This window comes from Psychromonas sp. KJ10-2 (genome assembly GCF_047323255.1).
Lineage (GTDB): Bacteria > Pseudomonadota > Gammaproteobacteria > Enterobacterales > Psychromonadaceae > Psychromonas.
This window is the reverse complement of sequence record NZ_CP178827.1, coordinates 3,788,687-3,807,294: the sequence shown is the minus strand read 5'-3', so window position 1 is coordinate 3,807,294 and position 18,608 is coordinate 3,788,687. Positions and strand designations below refer to the sequence as shown.

Sequence of the window (18,608 nt, the reverse complement as noted above, 5' to 3'; positions counted from 1 at the left end):
AACACGTCGTTTTGTACAAACTCTTTATTGTCTTTTAGGCGCTCTTCAACCGATACTTTCGGTGGCAATTCACGACCTAATTCTAAAAATCCAGTAGGCTTACCCATTATGCTTCTCCTTTCGCTCGAGCTGCTAATACTGCCTTGTAATCACGAGGCATTACTTTCACTACTTTAGCTAAGCTTTGCTCAACATCAGCCAAGAAATCCGCTGCTGTATTAGACTCAGTTAGTTCTAAATGTTTAGTGACTTTAGCAATTAATAGCGCTTTATCAGCTTCATCTAATGGATCTAAATCAACTAGCTCCATATTACAATTAGCTGTAAATGTGTCATCTCTATCCCAAATATAAGCAATACCGCCGCTCATACCTGCTGCAAAGTTACGACCTGTTGTACCAAGGTTAATCATGATACCGCCAGTCATGTACTCACAACCGTGATCACCGATACCTTCAACAACCACTTCTGCCCCCGAGTTACGAACACAGAAACGTTCACCAGCCATACCGTTAATGTAAGACTCACCAGACGTTGCACCGTAGAAACATACGTTACCTACAATGATGTTGTCTTTAGATACAACACTTGAATCACGATGAGGATACACTACGATTTGACCACCAGATAAACCTTTACCCCAGTAATCGTTCGCGTCACCTTCAACAGTAAACTCAACACCTTTTGCAAGGAAACAACCAAATGATTGACCTGCAGAGCCGTTAAACTTAACTTGCATCGGCTGTGGTAAACCTTGGTCGTTATACACTTTTGAAATTTCGTTTGACAACATCGTGCCACACGAACGGTCGATATTAGTAATTGGGAATGAACCTGATACCGCTTCGCCTTTTTCCAGTGCTGGTTTAGCTAATTCAATTAGTTTTCTATCTAATACTGCTTCAAGATTATGATTTTGAGTTGTTTGATTAAACATCCCATCTTCTTCTTTAGCCGTTTCTTTAAATAGAATAGTGCTTAAGTTTAGGTTTTTGTATTTCCAATGGCTTACATCATCACGTACTTTAAGGTTTTGCGTTTGACCAACCATTTCAGTAATCGTCTTGTAACCTAGCTTAGCCATGTTTTCACGCATGCCTTGCACCATGTAACCGAAGAATGTCACAACATCTTCTACACGGCCGTCAAAACGTTCACGTAACGTTTTGTTTTGCGTTGCGATACCAACAGGACAAGTATTCAAATGACATTTACGCATCATGATACAACCTTCAACCACTAGTGCTGCAGTTGCTACGCCCCACTCTTCTGAACCTAATAACGCTGCAATAGTTAAATCACGTGGTGTTTTCATCTGGCCATCAGCTTGTAGAACAACACGGTTACGTAAACCGTTCTTCATTAGCGTTTGATGTGCTTCAGATAAACCTAGTTCCCACGGTAAACCCGCATGACGGATAGACGATAAAGGTGATGCACCTGTACCACCATCAAAACCAGCAATTAAGATAACGTCAGCTTTTGCCTTCGCAACACCTGATGCAATCGTACCAACACCAGCTTCTGATACTAACTTAACGTTAACACGACCTTCACGGTTCGCATTTTTCAAATCGTAGATAAGCTGAGCTAAATCTTCGATTGAGTAGATATCATGATGCGGTGGCGGTGAAATCAGACCTACGCCCGGTGTAGAGTGACGTGTACGACCAATCCAGTCATCCACTTTGTGACCTGGTAACTGACCGCCTTCACCTGGTTTAGCACCCTGTGCCATTTTAATTTGGATTTCAGCAGCGTTAGTTAGGTAATAAGACGTTACACCAAAACGACCCGATGCCACTTGCTTGATAGCTGAACGTTCCCAATCACCGTTTTCTTTTGGTGTAAATCGAATTGGATCTTCACCACCTTCACCAGAGTTTGACTTAGCGCCAATTCGGTTCATCGCAATAGCTAATGTTGAGTGAGCTTCATGTGAGATAGAACCGAAGCTCATCGCACCTGTTGCAAAACGTTTTAAAATGTTTTCAGCTGGTTCTACTTCATCAATTGAGATTGGACCCGATGCTTTTGGTACAAATTCAAATTGACTACGCAGTGTAGCTGCATCATCACCTTGTTTATCAACTGTTTCAGCGTACTGTTTGAACTGTTCGTAGTTCTTGTTACGCGTTGATTCCTGTAATAATGAAATCGTTGTAGGGTTGAATAAATGCTTCTCACCACGTTGTTTCCACTGATATACACCACCAACATCTAAACGTTGTACTGGTACTGCACGTAATGGATAAGCAAAACGGTGACGCACTAGAATTTCATTAGCGATGTCATCAATCGAGAGACCTTGGATACGGGTAACTGTGCCTTTGAAGTAATCATCAACCACAGATTTACTGATACCTAGAGCTTCAAAAATTTGTGCACCTTGGTAAGACTGAATCGTTGAGATACCCATTTTCGAGAAGATCTTCAATAGACCCGCATCAATCGCCGCTTTGTACGACTTAAAGATATCTTCTACAGATTTCTCTGCAGGTAAACGGTTCTTAGCTTGTAAATCAACAATCATCTCTTCAATTAAGTAAGCGTTAACAGCAGACGCACCGTAACCAATTACTGTTGCAAAATGATGTGTTTCACGTACGTCGCCAGTTTCAACTACGATATCACACATAGCACGTAGGCCACGTTTGATTAAGTAGTGATGTACCGCACCTGTTACTAACATAGCAGGAATTGGTGCATGGTCAGACGTTGCATTACGGTCAGAAAGAATGATGATTGAGTAACCATCGTGAATTGCATCTTCCGCGTAACGACAAATACGTGCTAATGCTTTTTTCAGCTTGCCTGGTTCACCAGATGCAGCGAAGAAAGTCTCTAATGTTTTAGCTTGTAAATGTTTATCATCCAGTGCATTAATTTTTTGTAATTCAGCATTACTTAATACCGGAGATTCAAGCTCAACCTTATGACAATGCTCAGGTGTTTCAGCCAATAAGTTTTGGTCTTTACCTAAGTATGTATTTAGCGACATAACCATACGCTCACGAATCGGATCGATTGGTGGGTTAGTTACTTGCGCAAATAATTGCTTAAAGTAGTGAGATAGATGTTGCGATTGATGTGATAGAACCGCTAACGGCCAATCCACACCCATTGCACCCAATGGCTCTTTACCATCGCGGAACATAGGTAGAATAATTTCGTTAACTTCTTCCGATGTTACACCAAAGGCTTGTAAACGTTTTAGTAATTTACCTGCATCAGGTTGAATATTACGCTCTAACGCCGCTGGTTGGTTTTCTAACTTAACTAAGTTATTTTCTAACCATGTTTCATACGGTTTTCTTGCTGCAATACCGTCTTTCACTTCGTCATCAGAAATGATGCGGCCTTGCTCAAGGTCAGCAACAAAGATACGACCAGGCTGTAAACGACCTCGTAACTTGATGTTTTCAGGTTTGATTTCTACTACACCTGACTCAGAAGCCATTACTAGGAAATCATCTTTAGTCACTGTGTAACGTGATGGACGTAGACCGTTACGGTCAAGCGTTGCCCCTACTTGCACACCATCGGTGAAACAAACAGACGCTGGGCCATCCCAAGGTTCCATTAAGTTTGCATGGTATTGGTAGAAAGCACGGCGTTTAGGGTCCATGTTTTTATTTTCTTGCCAAGCTTCAGGGATCATCATCATTAATGCATGAGGAAGACTACGGCCTGACAGTACTAATAACTCCAGTGCCATATCAAAGCTTGCAGAGTCAGACATACCATCGGTACAGATTGGCATTAACATGTCTAATTCTGAGCGAGTGAAGTATTCAGCTTCAAGCAAAGCTTCACGCGCTTTCATCCAGTTGATATTACCGCGAACCGTATTGATCTCACCATTGTGAGCAATGTAACGGAACGGTTGCGCTAAACGCCAACGTGGAATGTATTCGTTGAGAAACGAGAGTGTACTAATGCCAGTGCAGTTACCATGCTTGGATTTTGTAAATCTAAGAAGTATTGAGGCACTTGCTCAGTCGTTAACTGACCTTTGTAAACAATCGTTTTGTAAGAGAATGTATTAATGTAGAAGTTATCTTCAATACCATTAACAGACTCTAAACAGATACGTGTTGCATAATTACGTAAAATAAATAATTTACGCTCTAATACTGCTGGCTCCATATCTGGCCCACCAGTAACAAACATATGTTCAAACTGTGGTTCGCTGCTTAGGGATCAGCACCAATCATTGAGTTATCTGTAGGAAGAACGCGGTAACCAATTACTTCAAGAGAAAGACGTTCAGCGGTACGTGCTAGAATTTCACGACAATGATCACGATGATTTTCATCTTTAGGAATAGGATGGTACCTACACCATATTGATCAAATTTAGGAAGAGTAATACCCTCTTTTAATGCTTCTGTTACTAAAAACTCATGCGGTTTTTGTAAAAGAATACCTGCTCCATCACCGCTACATGGGTCACAACCTTGACCACCACGGTGCTCCATACGCGCTAACATATCCAAAGCTTGTGTCACAATCTTATGAGACTTGCTATTTTTCAGATGTGCTACAAAACCGATACCACAGGCATCGTGCTCCATTTCAGGCACATAAAGGCCTTGAGCATTCTGCTCTTTATTTGTCATAAACATGTCCTTCTAGATATAACAGTAAAAATGTCCCTCACTGCCAAACCTAATGTTTCGAAGTGCTACACACGGCTTGTTATTTAAATAAATAAAAACAAGCAATTAATTTATTTTTACTTTTGTAAGAAAACTACTTTTTGAGAAAAGTGCACTTTTTACAAAACGTCCTTGCCTAGTAAATAATTGGCACAGCCCATTGCAAGCATGGGGCCAATACACAAATTATTGAGAACCACCCTAGTAACAGAAGTGATATTTGCTCATTATTCTATCTTTTAACCCAAGCAAAATCCAATTTTCTTATTCAGTTCCACTCTGACTGCTTATTAATCGGTACTGTGCTTTGATCCACAGCGCACTTAAAAAATAAACTATTGATTTATAATAATTAAAAGCAAAAAACAGAGTCAAAATAAAAAATAAAGGCGGAGTAATGTATCAAATTATAAATTTTATAAAAGAAAAATTTGAATTTTTAGTTAAAAAAGTGAATAGTAATTCACAAATGATAGTGATTATCATTACAAACAATGTTGATTTAAAAAGCAGTAAACTCTATTAAAACATCATGAAATATGACTTTTTATTTACAAAAATCAACCTTAATCTTTTACCCAAATGCGTCTTTCTTGGTGCCAAAATCAGCGTTTAAAGCAGTAAAAAATCAATGCCTTAAATTAATTGTTAATATAAAGTCACGCTGCAGTTTGTTATTTTATTACAAATATATGTTTTAAATATACTTAATACTAGAAAATGGCATGAGAAGTTATGTTTAAATCGCCTATTTAAAGGTGTAAAAACGCTAATTTATAGGTAGAGAGAGCCTATAGATTTGACTTAATATGCAATAGTAAGGTGATATTTTATCTTTGCAGTATTTTACAATGCCTCAAATTTACCTGATAAACGATTTATTCCTGAGCATTAGCCCCTAACCAAGCTTAATTGCTGTAAAAGTAGGCGAATAAAGCGCTAATCAGAGAATTAAAAGTGAATACATAATTATTTTAGTTATTGAGAGGACTGACCTGATCTGATTTTACGAGGCTTATAACGGGTATCAAACTCTATGCGGAGCTTTAAACATTCAATAATAAAGGCGGATAAAGCGCTTTACCTAATACCAATCACTTATTTAATGCAATTGGTATAAGATGTAAAACGCATAAGTTTACGAAACGATTACCCTTGTACACCACCTTGCGTTAATTTTAGAGGGTCAAGTAACCTATTTAATTCATCGACAGAAATATCAGTATTCTCTGCGGCCACTTCAACAATAGGTCGGCCACTTTTATAGGCTAGTTTAGCGATTTCAGCAGCTTTCGCATAACCAATGATAGGGTTTAATGCCGTCACTAGAATAGGATTACGTGATAAAGCTTCTTTTAATTTTTCCTCTTTAACGACAAAGGTCGCAATCGCTTTGTCTGCTAAAAGGTGACTAACATTAGATAACAACTCAATACTTTCAAGTAAGTTGCTGGCTATCAAAGGTAACATCACATTAAGTTCAAAATTTCCCGACTGCCCTGCTACAGTGATCGTTGAATCGTTACCAATCACTTGTGCCGACACCATACAAGTAGCTTCAGCAATAACTGGATTGACCTTGCCTGGCATGATTGACGAGCCAGGTTGTAAAGCTTGCAACTCAATCTCACCTAAACCAGCTAAAGGTCCTGAATTCATCCAACGTAAATCATTGGCTATTTTCATCATACTAACGGCTAGTGCTTTCAGTTGTCCTGAGAGCGAAACAGCAATATCTTGCGAACTAATATGCGTAAAAAAGTTATCCGCAGGCGTAAAGTGAAGCTTAGTCTTTTCACTTAACGCCTCAGCAAATTTCTTAGAAAAAGCAGGATCCGCATTAATACCAGTCCCTACCGCGGTGCCGCCCTGTGCTAAGCTTTGAAGGTTAGGTTGCAACTGTTCCAATACACCTTTATTTAAGGCGATTTGATCCGCCCATGCCGCTAAGGTTTGGCTCATACGAATTGGCATAGCATCCATGAGGTGAGTACGCCCAGTTTTCACATACTGATCAACAGCTTTCGCTTTTTTCTAATCGTCTCTATCAAGTGCTCCAAGGCCGGTAATAAGTTTTCATTTAGCTCTAATGCGGCACTGATATGAATAGCAGTTGGGATGATGTCATTACTACTTTGACCATAATTAATATGATCATTAGCGCCAACAGTATCTCCGTAAAGTTTAGTCGCTAGAGTGGATAACACCTCATTGGCGTTCATGTTAGAACTGGTGCCTGATCCAGTTTGGAATACATCAACAGGGAAATGTACTTGATAATCAGTGTCTAATAACTGATCGGCCGCTTGGCAAATAGCTTTTCCCATTTCAGTAGGGATTAATGTTAATTCGGCGTTTGCTTCAGCAGCTGCATATTTAGCTAATATTAATGCTTTGATAAATGCTTTTGGCATCCCTTTACCGCTTACAGGGAAGTTATTAATAGCTCGCTGAGTTTGCGCACCATAAAGTGCATCAACAGGTACATTTAATTCGCCCATGCTATCTTTTTCTACTCTTGTCTGTTTCATGCTTATCCTTATTCTATTTATTGTTGCAGGCTATATTTATTGTTGCAGGCTATATTTGAAATATTGTGAGGTCAGTGATAATTCATGTAAAAGTTGTTTTATTTGCGTATGTTCTTGCTCATTTTTTGCAATGCGTTGTAGTGAGCAAATAGGTTTATAGATGTTATCCAGACAAATACATCGCCAATGCACAGGATTAAGCTCATCAACAAAGGCTTCTAATAATAAATAGAACTGCTCCTGATAACGTGATTGTCGATTAATTTTTGCATGCTCTATATTCTGATGGCACTCTCAGCAGATAACCACAGTGAAATTAACATGGGATTATCAGGTTCTTTGGCATAACGAATTTTATCTTTTAAGATTGATAACATCATACTCATGGCAATAACTTCTTTGAAAGGAATATCTTTAAACACTAACAGTATCGATAATCATTATCAAATGAACTTAAGGGTAATATATTGCTTTAGCTAACAAAAATGGATTAAAGAAAGAGTGAAGATGGAACAATAATGGCAATAAAAAAGGCTTACTAACATTCTATTATACCAATTGTATTAAATAACTGATCTAAATTTTGCGCCGAAAAAATGGCTTAGTTTGAGGCGTAAGTTGATGTAAATGATTGTTCCCTTTACGAAACTTACAACGAAAAAATAAGTTGTTTTAACAAGTAAAATAGATCAGTTACTTACTATGATTGGTATTAGTAAGCCCTATTAAACTAAAATGATAGCGGATGTATAACTACCTTAGTATACGTCTCTAACATAGCGCTTTTGTTTTTTCAGTTTTGCAACATATTGCACTGCTTCATCTGCTGTCATGTTGCCGTGCATTTCGATAATTGAATGTAATGCTTTTTCAACATCTTTTGCCATGTATAACGCATCACCACAGATAAAGAAGTAACCGCCCTTATCTAACCAAGCAAACAACTGCTCACCATGCTCTAACATACGGTCCTGAACATATATTTTTTGTTGTTGGTCACGAGAGAAGGCTAAATCTAACTTAGCGATCAAACCACTGGCTTGCATTGCTTCTATCTCTTCTTGATAGATAAAGTCCGTTTTACTATTTCTGTCACCAAAAATTAGCCAGTTTTCACCCTCTGCACCCGTTGCTAAACGCTCTTCTAGGAACGCTCTGAAAGGTGCAATACCGGTACCAGGACCCACCATGATCATTGGTGCTGTAGGGTCTGTTGGTACAGCAAAGTGACTGTTTGGTGCAAAGTAACACTTAACCTTATCGCCAATTTCAGCCTGGTCAGATAAGAAGGTAGAACAGACACCATTATGGTCACGGTCATTACTGTGATAACGCACATTACCTATGGTTAAATGCACTTCGTTATTATGCTGTTTAATGCTTGATGAGATAGAGTAAGCACGTGGGGCTAATGGTTTAGTTAGATTAATAAACTCTGCCACACTAAACTGGGCCTGTGGGAAAAGTACCAATAGAATCAATAGTATCCTTGCCCCATAGGAAGTCATTCAATTGATCTGTTTCACCATTAACCAGTTTCGATAACTGTTTATCTCCACTTCTAATAGCCAATTCAGCAATAAACTCTTTACTCGGGATACGGATCTCAACTTCTTCACTAAATATGTGCAATAAGCTAAGGCTCTCACCCTTGTATGGGATAACCTCTTTGCCAGATGCATCAAATAAAGCGAGTAGCTCTTCTACTAATTCCGTTCTATTCACAGGGATCACGTTTAACGCATCACCGGCTTCATAAACTTCACCACTATCACCTAACGAAAACTCATAATGGAAGGTTTCTTTACTTGATCCCGCTTTGGTTAAGGCTTTTTTAGTGATTAATTCAGCCTGTAATGGATTTTTACGCGTATATTTTGATTTTGGCTTAGTAGCGCCTTTCACTTTAACGGGTTGCACACTCTCCACTACAGAGCCTTTAGTCGCGATATCTGGTAAGACTTCTGCAGTCCATTGACTTGCTTGATCTTCAAAATCGATATCACAATCCACTCGCTCAACAATACGTGTTGCCCCTAATCCTTCTAGGCGTTGATCCCATTGTATACCTGCCAAACAAAAGTCATCGTAATTGGTATCACCTAAAGATAAAACAGAATAAAAAGTATTACTGAATTTAGGTGCATCTTGTTCATTAATAGCATCCCATAATGCTTGTGCATTATCTGGCATTTCACCTTCACCATAGGTACTAGTGACTACTAATAAACGCTCAACCTTAGCAAGCTCTGCTAAGCTGATATCATCCATATCAACCACACTTGCAGTTAAACCATACTGTGCAGCTAAATCAGCAGCCTCTTCTGCCACTGTTTGTGCATTACCTGTTTGGCTACCATAAATGATAGTTAAAGGTTTAATTGCAGGGGCTGCAGCTTGTTGCGCCGTTGTACCTTCTTCTTTCACTAATAAACGCGTATGTAATCCAGCTAGGAAACCGCCTAACCATTGTTTTTGTTCGCCATTAAAAGGCATGTTTTCTGGTAAATATGGTACTTTTAAGTCACTCATGAAAAACTCCAATAAATTAAGCAGTGTCTTTAATAGCAAGCGCTAAGATATGACAATAATGAGCAGCGAGTTGCTGTTCAAAAATAGGTAACTCAGCTAACTCAGCTAACTTAGCTTGATTTACACGGTTTCGTTCAATGATCCACACACTGGTGCCCCATGCATTACTATCTGAAACTTCTTTCTTATCCAGAGATTCCTTATAATCTTGCAAACGTTTATCAGCGAGCAAATAAGCAAGCGCTTGATCATCGTAACTTGCAAGTACCGATTTACAGTCTTTAGCAAGTACTTCAATTAACTTTCTATCTTCACTTTCAAATAGATATTCAGTCACTCTATCAACGGATTCCCCTTCTTAACTGCATCAGATTTCTGAGCAGCTTCAAATGCTCGGCGTATAGTGCCCGTTGCATTGATATATTGACAAATAAGCGTGCTATCTAACTCGCCATAATCAGGTAACTTACCGTTGAACAAATATTGTTGTTGATCTATTTGATGGTAAGCAGACTTAATACTCAATGTAAGCTGTTTAGCATAATATTGAGAAAGCTCTTCAAGCATATTTTTACGTGCTGAATGTGCAAAGATCTGCTCACTACACTGATAACTGAATAAAGACAGTGGGATCAGCACATAAAAATGTGCTCTGCTATTTTCCCAATCATCTAATAACAGTTGTGTTTTTGTCGATTTTGTCGCTAATAAGTGTTGCTCTAGATGATAACGTAAGGCTACCTCATGGCCCGCAGTTAACTCACTCGCTTCCGCTAAACAGATTGCTTTCACTGAATCTTTGCTACACTTAGTCAAAATAGCGCCAGTCTGGTCATATTGGTAAGCAGAACCACCACTCATACCATTACCAAAACCTTTACCAAAAGCCCCTAAGTTAACGATCGAACCGTTGGTCATGTATTCACAACAAAAGTCCCCCACCCCTTCAACAACTGCCACGGCACCGGAGTTACGAACCCCAAAACGATCCCCTGCTTGCCCTTCAACAAACAACTCACCACCCGTTGCACCAAATAACGCAAAGTTACCTATTAACACGTTACCTGCAACATCTGTTGCACCGCCACCAGGGCTAGTCACAACAATACGACCACCACTTGCACCTTTACCAACACCATCATTACAAGTCCCATCATGGATAAAGGTAATACCTGAGTTAAGGAAAGCTGCGTAGCTTTGCCCTGCAGAGTGACTTGTTTTAATCACTAAACTACCATCAGCGAAGACTTTACGTCCGTTAGAGAGTTGATGGATAGCAGGATGCGCATTAACCTCTGTGTCGCTTAAGTCGTAATTAAGTAAACGTTCGATATCAATGGATAACTGACCGCCAACGGTTTTATTACAGTTATCTAAAGCAGGCCCCTCGATAGTCAATGAAGGCACTGACGCATTCACTAAATCGCTGATCGCCTGTTCTAAAAAGCGTTCATCTGGTGTGAAATTCGCTTCTAAGTAGATAGGTGAAGTAATTTTTACTTCTTCGACAGGTTTAAACATCCCCGTCATATCTAACTGGCCAACCATAGCGGCGTGGTTAATCAGATATAAAAGTTCAGTTTTACCGCGGATCTCTTTAAGACTTTGGTAACCTAATTCAGCCAGTAATTCACGTACTTCATGTGCCACATTTAAGAAATATTGTGCCAGTGCTCTTGGGTCACCTTGGTAAAGCTCGGAGTTAGTTGTTAAACCGGCGGGACATTTAATGTTACAGTTTTTCGCCATCACACACTTCAACATCATCAGCGCAGTCGTACCAAACTCAAAAGAGTCACCACCTAAAATGGCAGATTTAATCACATCTAGGCCTGTTTGATGTGCATCGGAACAACGTAATACGATTTTATCGCGTAAGCCATTTTCCGCTAATGATTGATGTACTTCAGCAATACCAATACAAGATGCACGACCAGTATTTTTCAAACTGGTCACCTGTGCGGCACCAGTACCACCTGTATTACCTGCCACATTAATTACATCAGCGCCAGCTTTTGCTACACCAACGGCAATTGTGCCTATTCCTTCACTAGATACTAATTTAACCACAACACGTACACGTGCAGCTTTTGCATCGTGGATCAGTTGCCCTAAATCTTCAATAGAGTAAGTATCGTGATGAGGAGGTGGAGAGACAAGTTCTACACCCGGTGTACCACCACGTGCCGCTGCGATTTCAACATTCACTTTCGCAGAAGGTAATTGCCCCCTTCACCGGGTTTAGCACCCTGTGCGATTTTTATTTCAATCTCTTGCAACGCAGGGTCTGCTAAGTAACCGGTCCATACGCCAAAACGACCAGAAGCAAACTGCTTAATTTTACTGGCTTTAACCGTATTATACCGAGAGGAGTGTTCGCCCCCTCACCAGAGTTACTCATTGCCCCTGCAATATTGGTCCCCTGTGCAACAGCCTCATGCGCTCTTGCCACCAAGGCACCATGACTCATTGCTCCAGAAGCAAAACTTGCTGTAATTTGATGCGCAGGTTGCACATTATCCAGCTCAATAGAGTGTGGCGCAGTGAATATTTTATTCACCCAAACTAATGCATCTTCAACCACATTAATAGTTAACAAAGCCTCATCAACATTCACTAAAGTTACGTGCGTTGGATGCAGTGCTTGAATAGCTTGATAGAGCTGTTGGTGTCTTGCTTTTGTTCCAGCAGATAAAGATAAGCTCGCTTGGCCATCTGCAGTGATATCCACTGTCATCCCTTTCACAGAGAATCGGGGAGAGCCTGCATAGGAGATGCTATTGAAGGCATTCACAAAATCACTTTCTAACTGACACTCATTTAACAATAATGGCAAGGCCAATACGTCACGTATCGCCGCTGGGCGTTTATCACGCTCTTGATGCATGCTTAATGAGAATTGGCGATAAGCTGGCGTAATTTTAAAGGCATCAATCTGCGCAGGGGTTCGTGCTTCAAAACCCAGGTCTTTATACCCAGCGTCTTCAGGGATCGTTAATAACTGCTCCTGATCTTGCTCACCTCGCTCATCAATATAACTAATCTGTTCTTCAGTCATATTGATATATTCACGTACCGCAGTATTACCAAAACTATGCCCAGCGCCTTCAGATCGCTCTTTAAACAAACCTAAGACAGGGATTTGATCGATATTTTGAATATCAAAGACTTTTTTATGCCAATGCGCAGAGCTCTCCGCTATATCAGAGAAACGCGCGCCCCCTATCGGCGAATGAATATTCGGGAAAAGTTTCGCTAAATGAGGGTCTTGAGTATCAATAAAGTTAGACTCAAAGAACTCACCACCAATGTAACTTTCAACGGTACATAGGCCAAATTTACCCATGGTTTTCATCAGTGCTTTTTCAATCGCTTTTTGGAACTTCTGTAAGCCCTTCTCCATTTCACTGAAATCACTACACAACTCTTGAGCGCGGTAAAAAACAGAGATAGGACACACAGCGGATGCACCAAAACCTAACAAACATGCAATATCATGCGTACTAGAAACTTGTCCGGTTTGGAATACCAAGCTAGTGGTAAAGCGTAAGCCTTTTTTAATCAAACGCTGATTAACCGCTGCAATCACCAACATAGCCGGTATCGCAGCCAATTGATGTGATACTGCTTGATCACTTAACACAATAATTTCACAACCATTGTTCGCTAATGCTTCCGCTTGGTCAGCAATCACGTCGAGCTGTGTTAACAGGCTTTGTTGATTGGCTTGTGAATCTTCTAAATCAGCCTCATATAGCGTATCAATGGTCGCTACTGATAAAGCATCTTGCAGCAGTATTTGCTGCAGCTGCTGTGGTTGTAAAATCGGTGATTCAAGCGTTAACTGTTTCGTTTTTGGCTTACCTTGTATCTCATCACCCATATTGGCTTTAGCGCCTAATGTCACTCTCAGCGTCATACCATCAGCTTCACGGATACTGTCCAAAGGTGGATTAGTCACTTGTGCAAAACGTTGGCTGAAGTAGCGAGACATCCCCCCTTCATCTTTCGCTAATGCATTAGGCGCTAGCCCATAACCCATTGCAGATATTTTCTCCATACCGCTTTGAATCATAGGGTCGAGCATAAACTTAAAACTTTCTTGGTTTAAACTATAGGCAACATGACGTGCTGCTAAACTCAGGCTAGAGGTATATTTTACGTCTGATAATGACACCTCAGGTAGCTGCGATAGTTCAATGCGCGCTTCCTGTAATAATGACGAATAGGGTTTCTCTTTAGCGAGCCTATCTAAAATGTCATTGGTGTAAGAAACCTGCTTTAATGCATGGTCAAAGACCACCATTCCACCTGCTTCAATACGGCCTCGGCGAATTACATCTTGTGCAGGGAAATCTATTTGCCCTGCTTCACTCATGACCGCTAAATAATCATCCGTTTCAACGGTTCTTAAAGGTCTTAACCCCAGTCTATCTAAACGAGCACCTATTTTGATACCATCGCCAAAAATGAACGCCGCTGGGCCATCATTTTTCTCTTCATAGAGAGAAATATTCCAGCATGTCGCGCACTGGCTCAGTTAATGATTTATCATTCTCCCAAGCAGGAGGCATCATGGCTAAAGCGGCGAAATCAATGTCGAGTTCATCTTCACAAATACGACGTGCTAAAGTTTGATCTAAGCGCGCAGAGTCTGATTGCCCTTTTGGAAAAATCACTTTTTTCTTTTTAAAACGTGCAATCGCATCTTCACTTAAACGGTTTTTTCTATCTGTATTTAATTCACCATTATGTGCCATACGATGAAACGGTTGGGCAAACATGGGATTAGGTGCAGTGTTAGTAGAAAAGCGAGTGTGAAAGAATAAAGTATGTATTTTATGGTCTATATCAACGAGGTCTTTAAAATAGGGAATCACTTCCCAACTGTTTAATCGACCTTTTAAAACTTGCGTACGGCTACTCATGGACATTGGATAAAGTCCATACAGCTCTGGTTTTGTATACGCTGGGTTCTCAATGGCCAATAAGGCTTGGTGAATTAACTTCTCAAATTCCACTTGTTCGGTGACATGCTTAGGGCAATGAAATATTAACTGCTTAATTGAGAATTGTGCCGCTTGGCTCGCTTCATTGAGTGCATTTAAATCAACGGGGAGCTCACGCCACATCATGATTGGGAATTGGAAATCATTGAGTATCTTTTCAATAATTTCATCTGCTGCTTTATGCTGCGTTTTATCTACAGGATAAAAAAAGTTAGCTACGCCAAAATCACCATGCTGTAATGTTTTATCGCCTGTCACTTTGCGGAAAAAATCTAAAGAGATGTCAATGTTAACACCTGCTCCGTCACCAATTCCTTGCGCACTCATTCCGCCACGGTGGGGAATCATACATAAAGCTTGGTGCGCATGAGATAATAACTCATGAGTTTGCAAACTGTGTTTGTTAGTAATAAACCCAACACCACAACTAGAATGCTCATCATTTCTATCAAATAAATATCGTTTCATCATAATCCATTAGAACGACTGCTCGCCAAGTAAAAGTAAAAAGGGTTTGGAGAATAAACATTCCCGATGATAAATGCAAATAACTATCATTACCATAACAGAAAGTGAAAGCTAAATACTTATGCAGAAAAACTATTTATTTAAGCAAAAAATAAAATGGGCAGTATATGAGGCATGAGAAAAAACAAACCTATCCATCTGAAATTAAAAGTGATTTTATAATGTTGAGAGTATTTCTTTATCTAAGGAAAGAATTTTTATTTTTTAGCGGGCTAGTTTAAAACAAGCTTAATAGGCACAGTGACGAAGTTTAAAAGATAGTTGAAATTGGCAGTGCTTGCAGCCAAATCAACCATATTATTGTTATTATAAGCTAACGATTACATGACTCTTCAGTAAAACAAAGTGTATTTTTTCCTGCTGATTTTGCAGCATACATCGCTAAATCTGCCGCTCTCATTAACTGGTCATACTCTTTACCATCTTCTGGAAATAATGCGATACCAGCACTACCAGTCACCTTCAAATTGAGCTGTTGATTCATCTTGTATTCAGCAAAAACAGTACCCAGTAAATCTTCAATAATCGACGCCACCTCTTGTTTATCCTTTACATCTTGCAATAAAATAACAAACTCATCTCCGCCTAACCGAGCGGGGATGATCTCAGGTAAAGCGTCATAAATGGCTAATTCACTTTTAGATAGATTGTTTAACTGAAAAAAACGAGTGAGTCTTTGACCAAATAAATAAAGCAATTCATCACCCGCTTTATGGCCGTAGGTATCATTAACCTCCTTAAATCCATCAAAGTCGATAAACACTAAGGCGCCCTTTTGATTCAATGTTATCATTTTAGCTAATGCTTTATTCGACAAACGATAAAAGTAATTACGGTTAGGCAAGCCGGTATGAGAATCAAAATAAGCGAGTTTGGCAATGACGTTTTCTTTTGCTTCTATGGTTTCCATCATATGAGCAAACTGCGTTTTCAACTCAGAAATTTCTTGGGGGACAGCCCTAGAAAATGTGAACTGAAAGTTAACTTGACTCTCTCCGCTTTTAATTGAATTGATGGTTCGGGATAGGTTTTCCAAAGGTTTAATTATCAACAAAGAGACGGGGATGGCAAATAAACAGGCTAAAGCAATACCTATCAGCATCACCATTAGCGCCGCTTTATCAATTTCAACGGCGGTACCTTCTAATTCTTTAATCGGTTGCGGTACCATTACCCCCACCCAGCACCTGGCACACTGGTGTAACCAGCGATCATGTCACCTTTCAAAGCTGGAGAGTAAAATTTCTCAACTCCGGTTTTACCCGCTAGCATTTTTTGTACTGCACTTATTTTACTCATATCCTTTCTGGTTTTCACCCAAGAAGCTAAAGGATGAGCCAACGCACTGGCCAGCTTGATCAACAATCGCAGCATGGCCTTTTTCACCGAACGCCACTCGTTTTCCCATTTTTATAATGTATTCTGTAGACAGATAACCCAATAAAATCTGATTTCCTAGCTTTTTAACCACCAGCATTAGCGGATTGTCATCAATATTCATAGCTTCTGTCACCGTAGAAATACGAATTTTTCCTTCCTCTAACGTCTGCTTAGCTAACAATAAAATGGCATTATCGGTGACTGGTTGACACTGCTCATGACGACTAAAAATACAGGTTTGCAGTTCGCCATTTTGAGTAATTACAGCTACTTCAAGAAACTGAAAACTATTTAATAAAGCATTAAATTCAGGTGAATTGACTTGTTTTTGAGAACCCGTCTCTAATATAGAAAAAACACCTAATACATCTTGATAGTAACGTTCAAAAGCAGTAGAAAGGTTCTTAGCGATAACTAAATGTTTTTCATTCACTTCTTGAATTTCAAGGTCTAACGCTTTTGAATAAGGCCACGCCCAAAAAATCGTCATGGGTATGATGACTATTAAGCAAAAAGTAATGATAAGTAAACCACGGATATTCATGTTTATTCCGTTGACAAGTTAATGCCAAAATTAATATTTAGTACTTATATTACACGTTAAGTAATATAAAACACCCCTGTTCGATCAAATAATAGACTAAAAAAATCAAGTACATATGGAAGCCAGTTAATGGATGAATTTGCACAAAATATTTTTACCCTTTTATCCTACTTAGAAAAAGGAAAATTAACCACTTATGGACAACTTGCCAGCCAAGCGGGATTCCCAGCACATGCTAGGCATGTAGGAAAAATATTAGCAAAGCTTCCTAAAGACACTCGCTTACCTTGGTATCGCGTCGTAAACTCTCAAGGTAAGATATCATTAAAAGGTGAGGCTTTTTTAAGACAGAAAAAGTTATTAGAAGCTGAGCACATAGTAATAACTGAACAAGGCAAAATTTTAAAATTTAAACAATATCTTGAGTAAGATGAAACTACTTATTTCAATGCTTATAAAAATGGAGCATCAATATGAAACAGGAACAATCAACGACTAAAAAAATAACCGATATAAAACAAGCTTGTACACTTTATTACCAAGCGATCAAAGCAGAAAAAACCGCCCCACTCCTATCTACCAAAGAAAGCCTTAAATTACTCCACCAAGCAGGGCAATTTGCTTATTCAGAACGTCTTGATAAAGAAGAATATGAAACGAGCTTAGTTAAATTACAAATTGAGTTGGTGAAACTCCAAGATTACCTGTTAAAAAGTGGTAAACGTTTAGTGGTGATTTGTGAGGGTAGAGATGCAGCAGGTAAAGGCGGTGCGATTAAGCGTTTTACCGAATACTTAAACCCACGTCATGCAAAAGTTATTGCCTTGGATAAACCGAGTGACCGAGAGCAAGGACAATGGTATTTCCAACGTTATATTAATCACTTTCCAAGTGCAGGTGAAATCGTCTTTTTTGACCGTTCTTGGTATAACCGTGCTGGTGTAGAGCGCGTAATGAACTTTAGTAGTAAAGATGATTTAGCACGCTTTTACCAACAAGCCCCGCTACTTGAAAGCATGTTAGTAGAGTCCGATATCGTATTAGTAAAATTTTGGTTTACCGTTGAAAAATTAGAGCAATTACGCCGTTTCCATGAGCGTATGAGTAGCCCACTAAAACAATGGAAATTAAGCCCAATGGACTTTGAAGCATTAGAAAAATGGGATGAATATGCCACTGCGCGAGACGATATGTTTAAGTTTACCGATAAAAAGTCCACACCTTGGATCACCATCAATTCCAATGATAAACGCCGCGCACGTGTCCACGCTATCCGTCACCTATTAAGCCAATTCGATTACCCTGATAAAGACAACAAGCTAGTTAATGAGATCGACAACAACATAGTGCTATTCAAACATAATTAATTTGACTATTTTTGACCTCTATATTCTTAGACTGATTGATTAACAGGCAAAAAAATC

Annotated in this window: 9 protein-coding genes and 4 pseudogenes; 2 read left to right on the top strand and 11 right to left on the bottom strand. The window is 39.4% G+C overall.

All coding sequences use genetic code 11. The features are described from left to right. Positions 1 to 106: 106 nt before the first annotated feature. The 11 genes and pseudogenes from gltB to ACLKL2_RS18785 form a co-directional block, all read right to left on the bottom strand. A pseudogene (gene gltB, locus ACLKL2_RS18830) lies at positions 107 to 4,149 on the bottom strand (glutamate synthase large subunit). Between the two features lie 47 nt (positions 4,150 to 4,196). Next, a pseudogene (locus ACLKL2_RS20285) lies at positions 4,197 to 4,576 on the bottom strand (hypothetical protein). 1,233 nt (positions 4,577 to 5,809) lie between these two features. After that, positions 5,810 to 7,191 (bottom strand): annotated as a pseudogene (locus ACLKL2_RS18825) (class II fumarate hydratase). Positions 7,192 to 7,949: 758 nt separating this feature from the next. Next, a complete protein-coding gene (locus ACLKL2_RS18820) occupies positions 7,950 to 8,672 on the bottom strand; it encodes a hypothetical protein (RefSeq protein ID WP_413692794.1) in 723 nt (240 codons plus the stop codon). Then, positions 8,635 to 9,723, bottom strand: a complete 1,089-nt coding sequence (locus tag ACLKL2_RS18815; RefSeq protein WP_413692793.1) for a flavodoxin domain-containing protein — start codon at positions 9,721 to 9,723, stop codon at positions 8,635 to 8,637. The genes ACLKL2_RS18820 and ACLKL2_RS18815 overlap by 38 nt, the downstream gene beginning before the upstream one ends. Before the next feature lie 16 nt (positions 9,724 to 9,739). Then, positions 9,740 to 10,060 (bottom strand): hypothetical protein, encoded by a 321-nt coding sequence (locus ACLKL2_RS18810; protein ID WP_413692792.1) that lies wholly within the window; start codon positions 10,058 to 10,060, stop codon positions 9,740 to 9,742. After that, positions 10,057 to 11,244 carry a hypothetical protein gene (locus ACLKL2_RS18805; protein ID WP_413694366.1) on the bottom strand — a complete coding sequence of 396 codons (1,188 nt, stop codon included), beginning with the start codon at positions 11,242 to 11,244 and terminating at the stop codon, positions 10,057 to 10,059. Before ACLKL2_RS18805 ends, ACLKL2_RS18810 begins: the two co-directional genes overlap by 4 nt. A 147-nt stretch (positions 11,245 to 11,391) precedes the next feature. Then, positions 11,392 to 15,200 (bottom strand): annotated as a pseudogene (locus ACLKL2_RS18800) (glutamate synthase-related protein); the annotation flags it as partial. A gap of 373 nt (positions 15,201 to 15,573) precedes the next feature. Further along, positions 15,574 to 16,431: a diguanylate cyclase domain-containing protein gene (locus ACLKL2_RS18795; RefSeq protein ID WP_413692791.1), complete on the bottom strand. Its 858-nt coding sequence runs from the start codon at positions 16,429 to 16,431 to the stop codon at positions 15,574 to 15,576. Continuing rightward, entirely contained in the window at positions 16,431 to 16,559 is a 129-nt protein-coding gene (locus ACLKL2_RS18790; RefSeq protein ID WP_413692790.1) for a hypothetical protein, read from the bottom strand. Before ACLKL2_RS18790 ends, ACLKL2_RS18795 begins: the two co-directional genes overlap by 1 nt. Next, entirely contained in the window at positions 16,552 to 17,184 is a 633-nt protein-coding gene (locus ACLKL2_RS18785) for a hypothetical protein (protein WP_413692789.1), read from the bottom strand. Before ACLKL2_RS18785 ends, ACLKL2_RS18790 begins: the two co-directional genes overlap by 8 nt. Positions 17,185 to 17,313: 129 nt before the next feature. Between ACLKL2_RS18785 and ACLKL2_RS18780 the strand changes: the two genes are divergently transcribed. Both ACLKL2_RS18780 and ppk2 read left to right on the top strand, forming a co-directional pair. Next, complete coding sequence (locus ACLKL2_RS18780; protein WP_413692788.1) at positions 17,314 to 17,613, top strand: MGMT family protein; 300 nt, start codon at positions 17,314 to 17,316, stop codon at positions 17,611 to 17,613. Between the two features lie 44 nt (positions 17,614 to 17,657). Continuing rightward, positions 17,658 to 18,551, top strand: a complete 894-nt coding sequence (ppk2, locus tag ACLKL2_RS18775) for a polyphosphate kinase 2 (protein WP_413692787.1) — start codon at positions 17,658 to 17,660, stop codon at positions 18,549 to 18,551. Positions 18,552 to 18,608 lie beyond the last annotated feature (57 nt).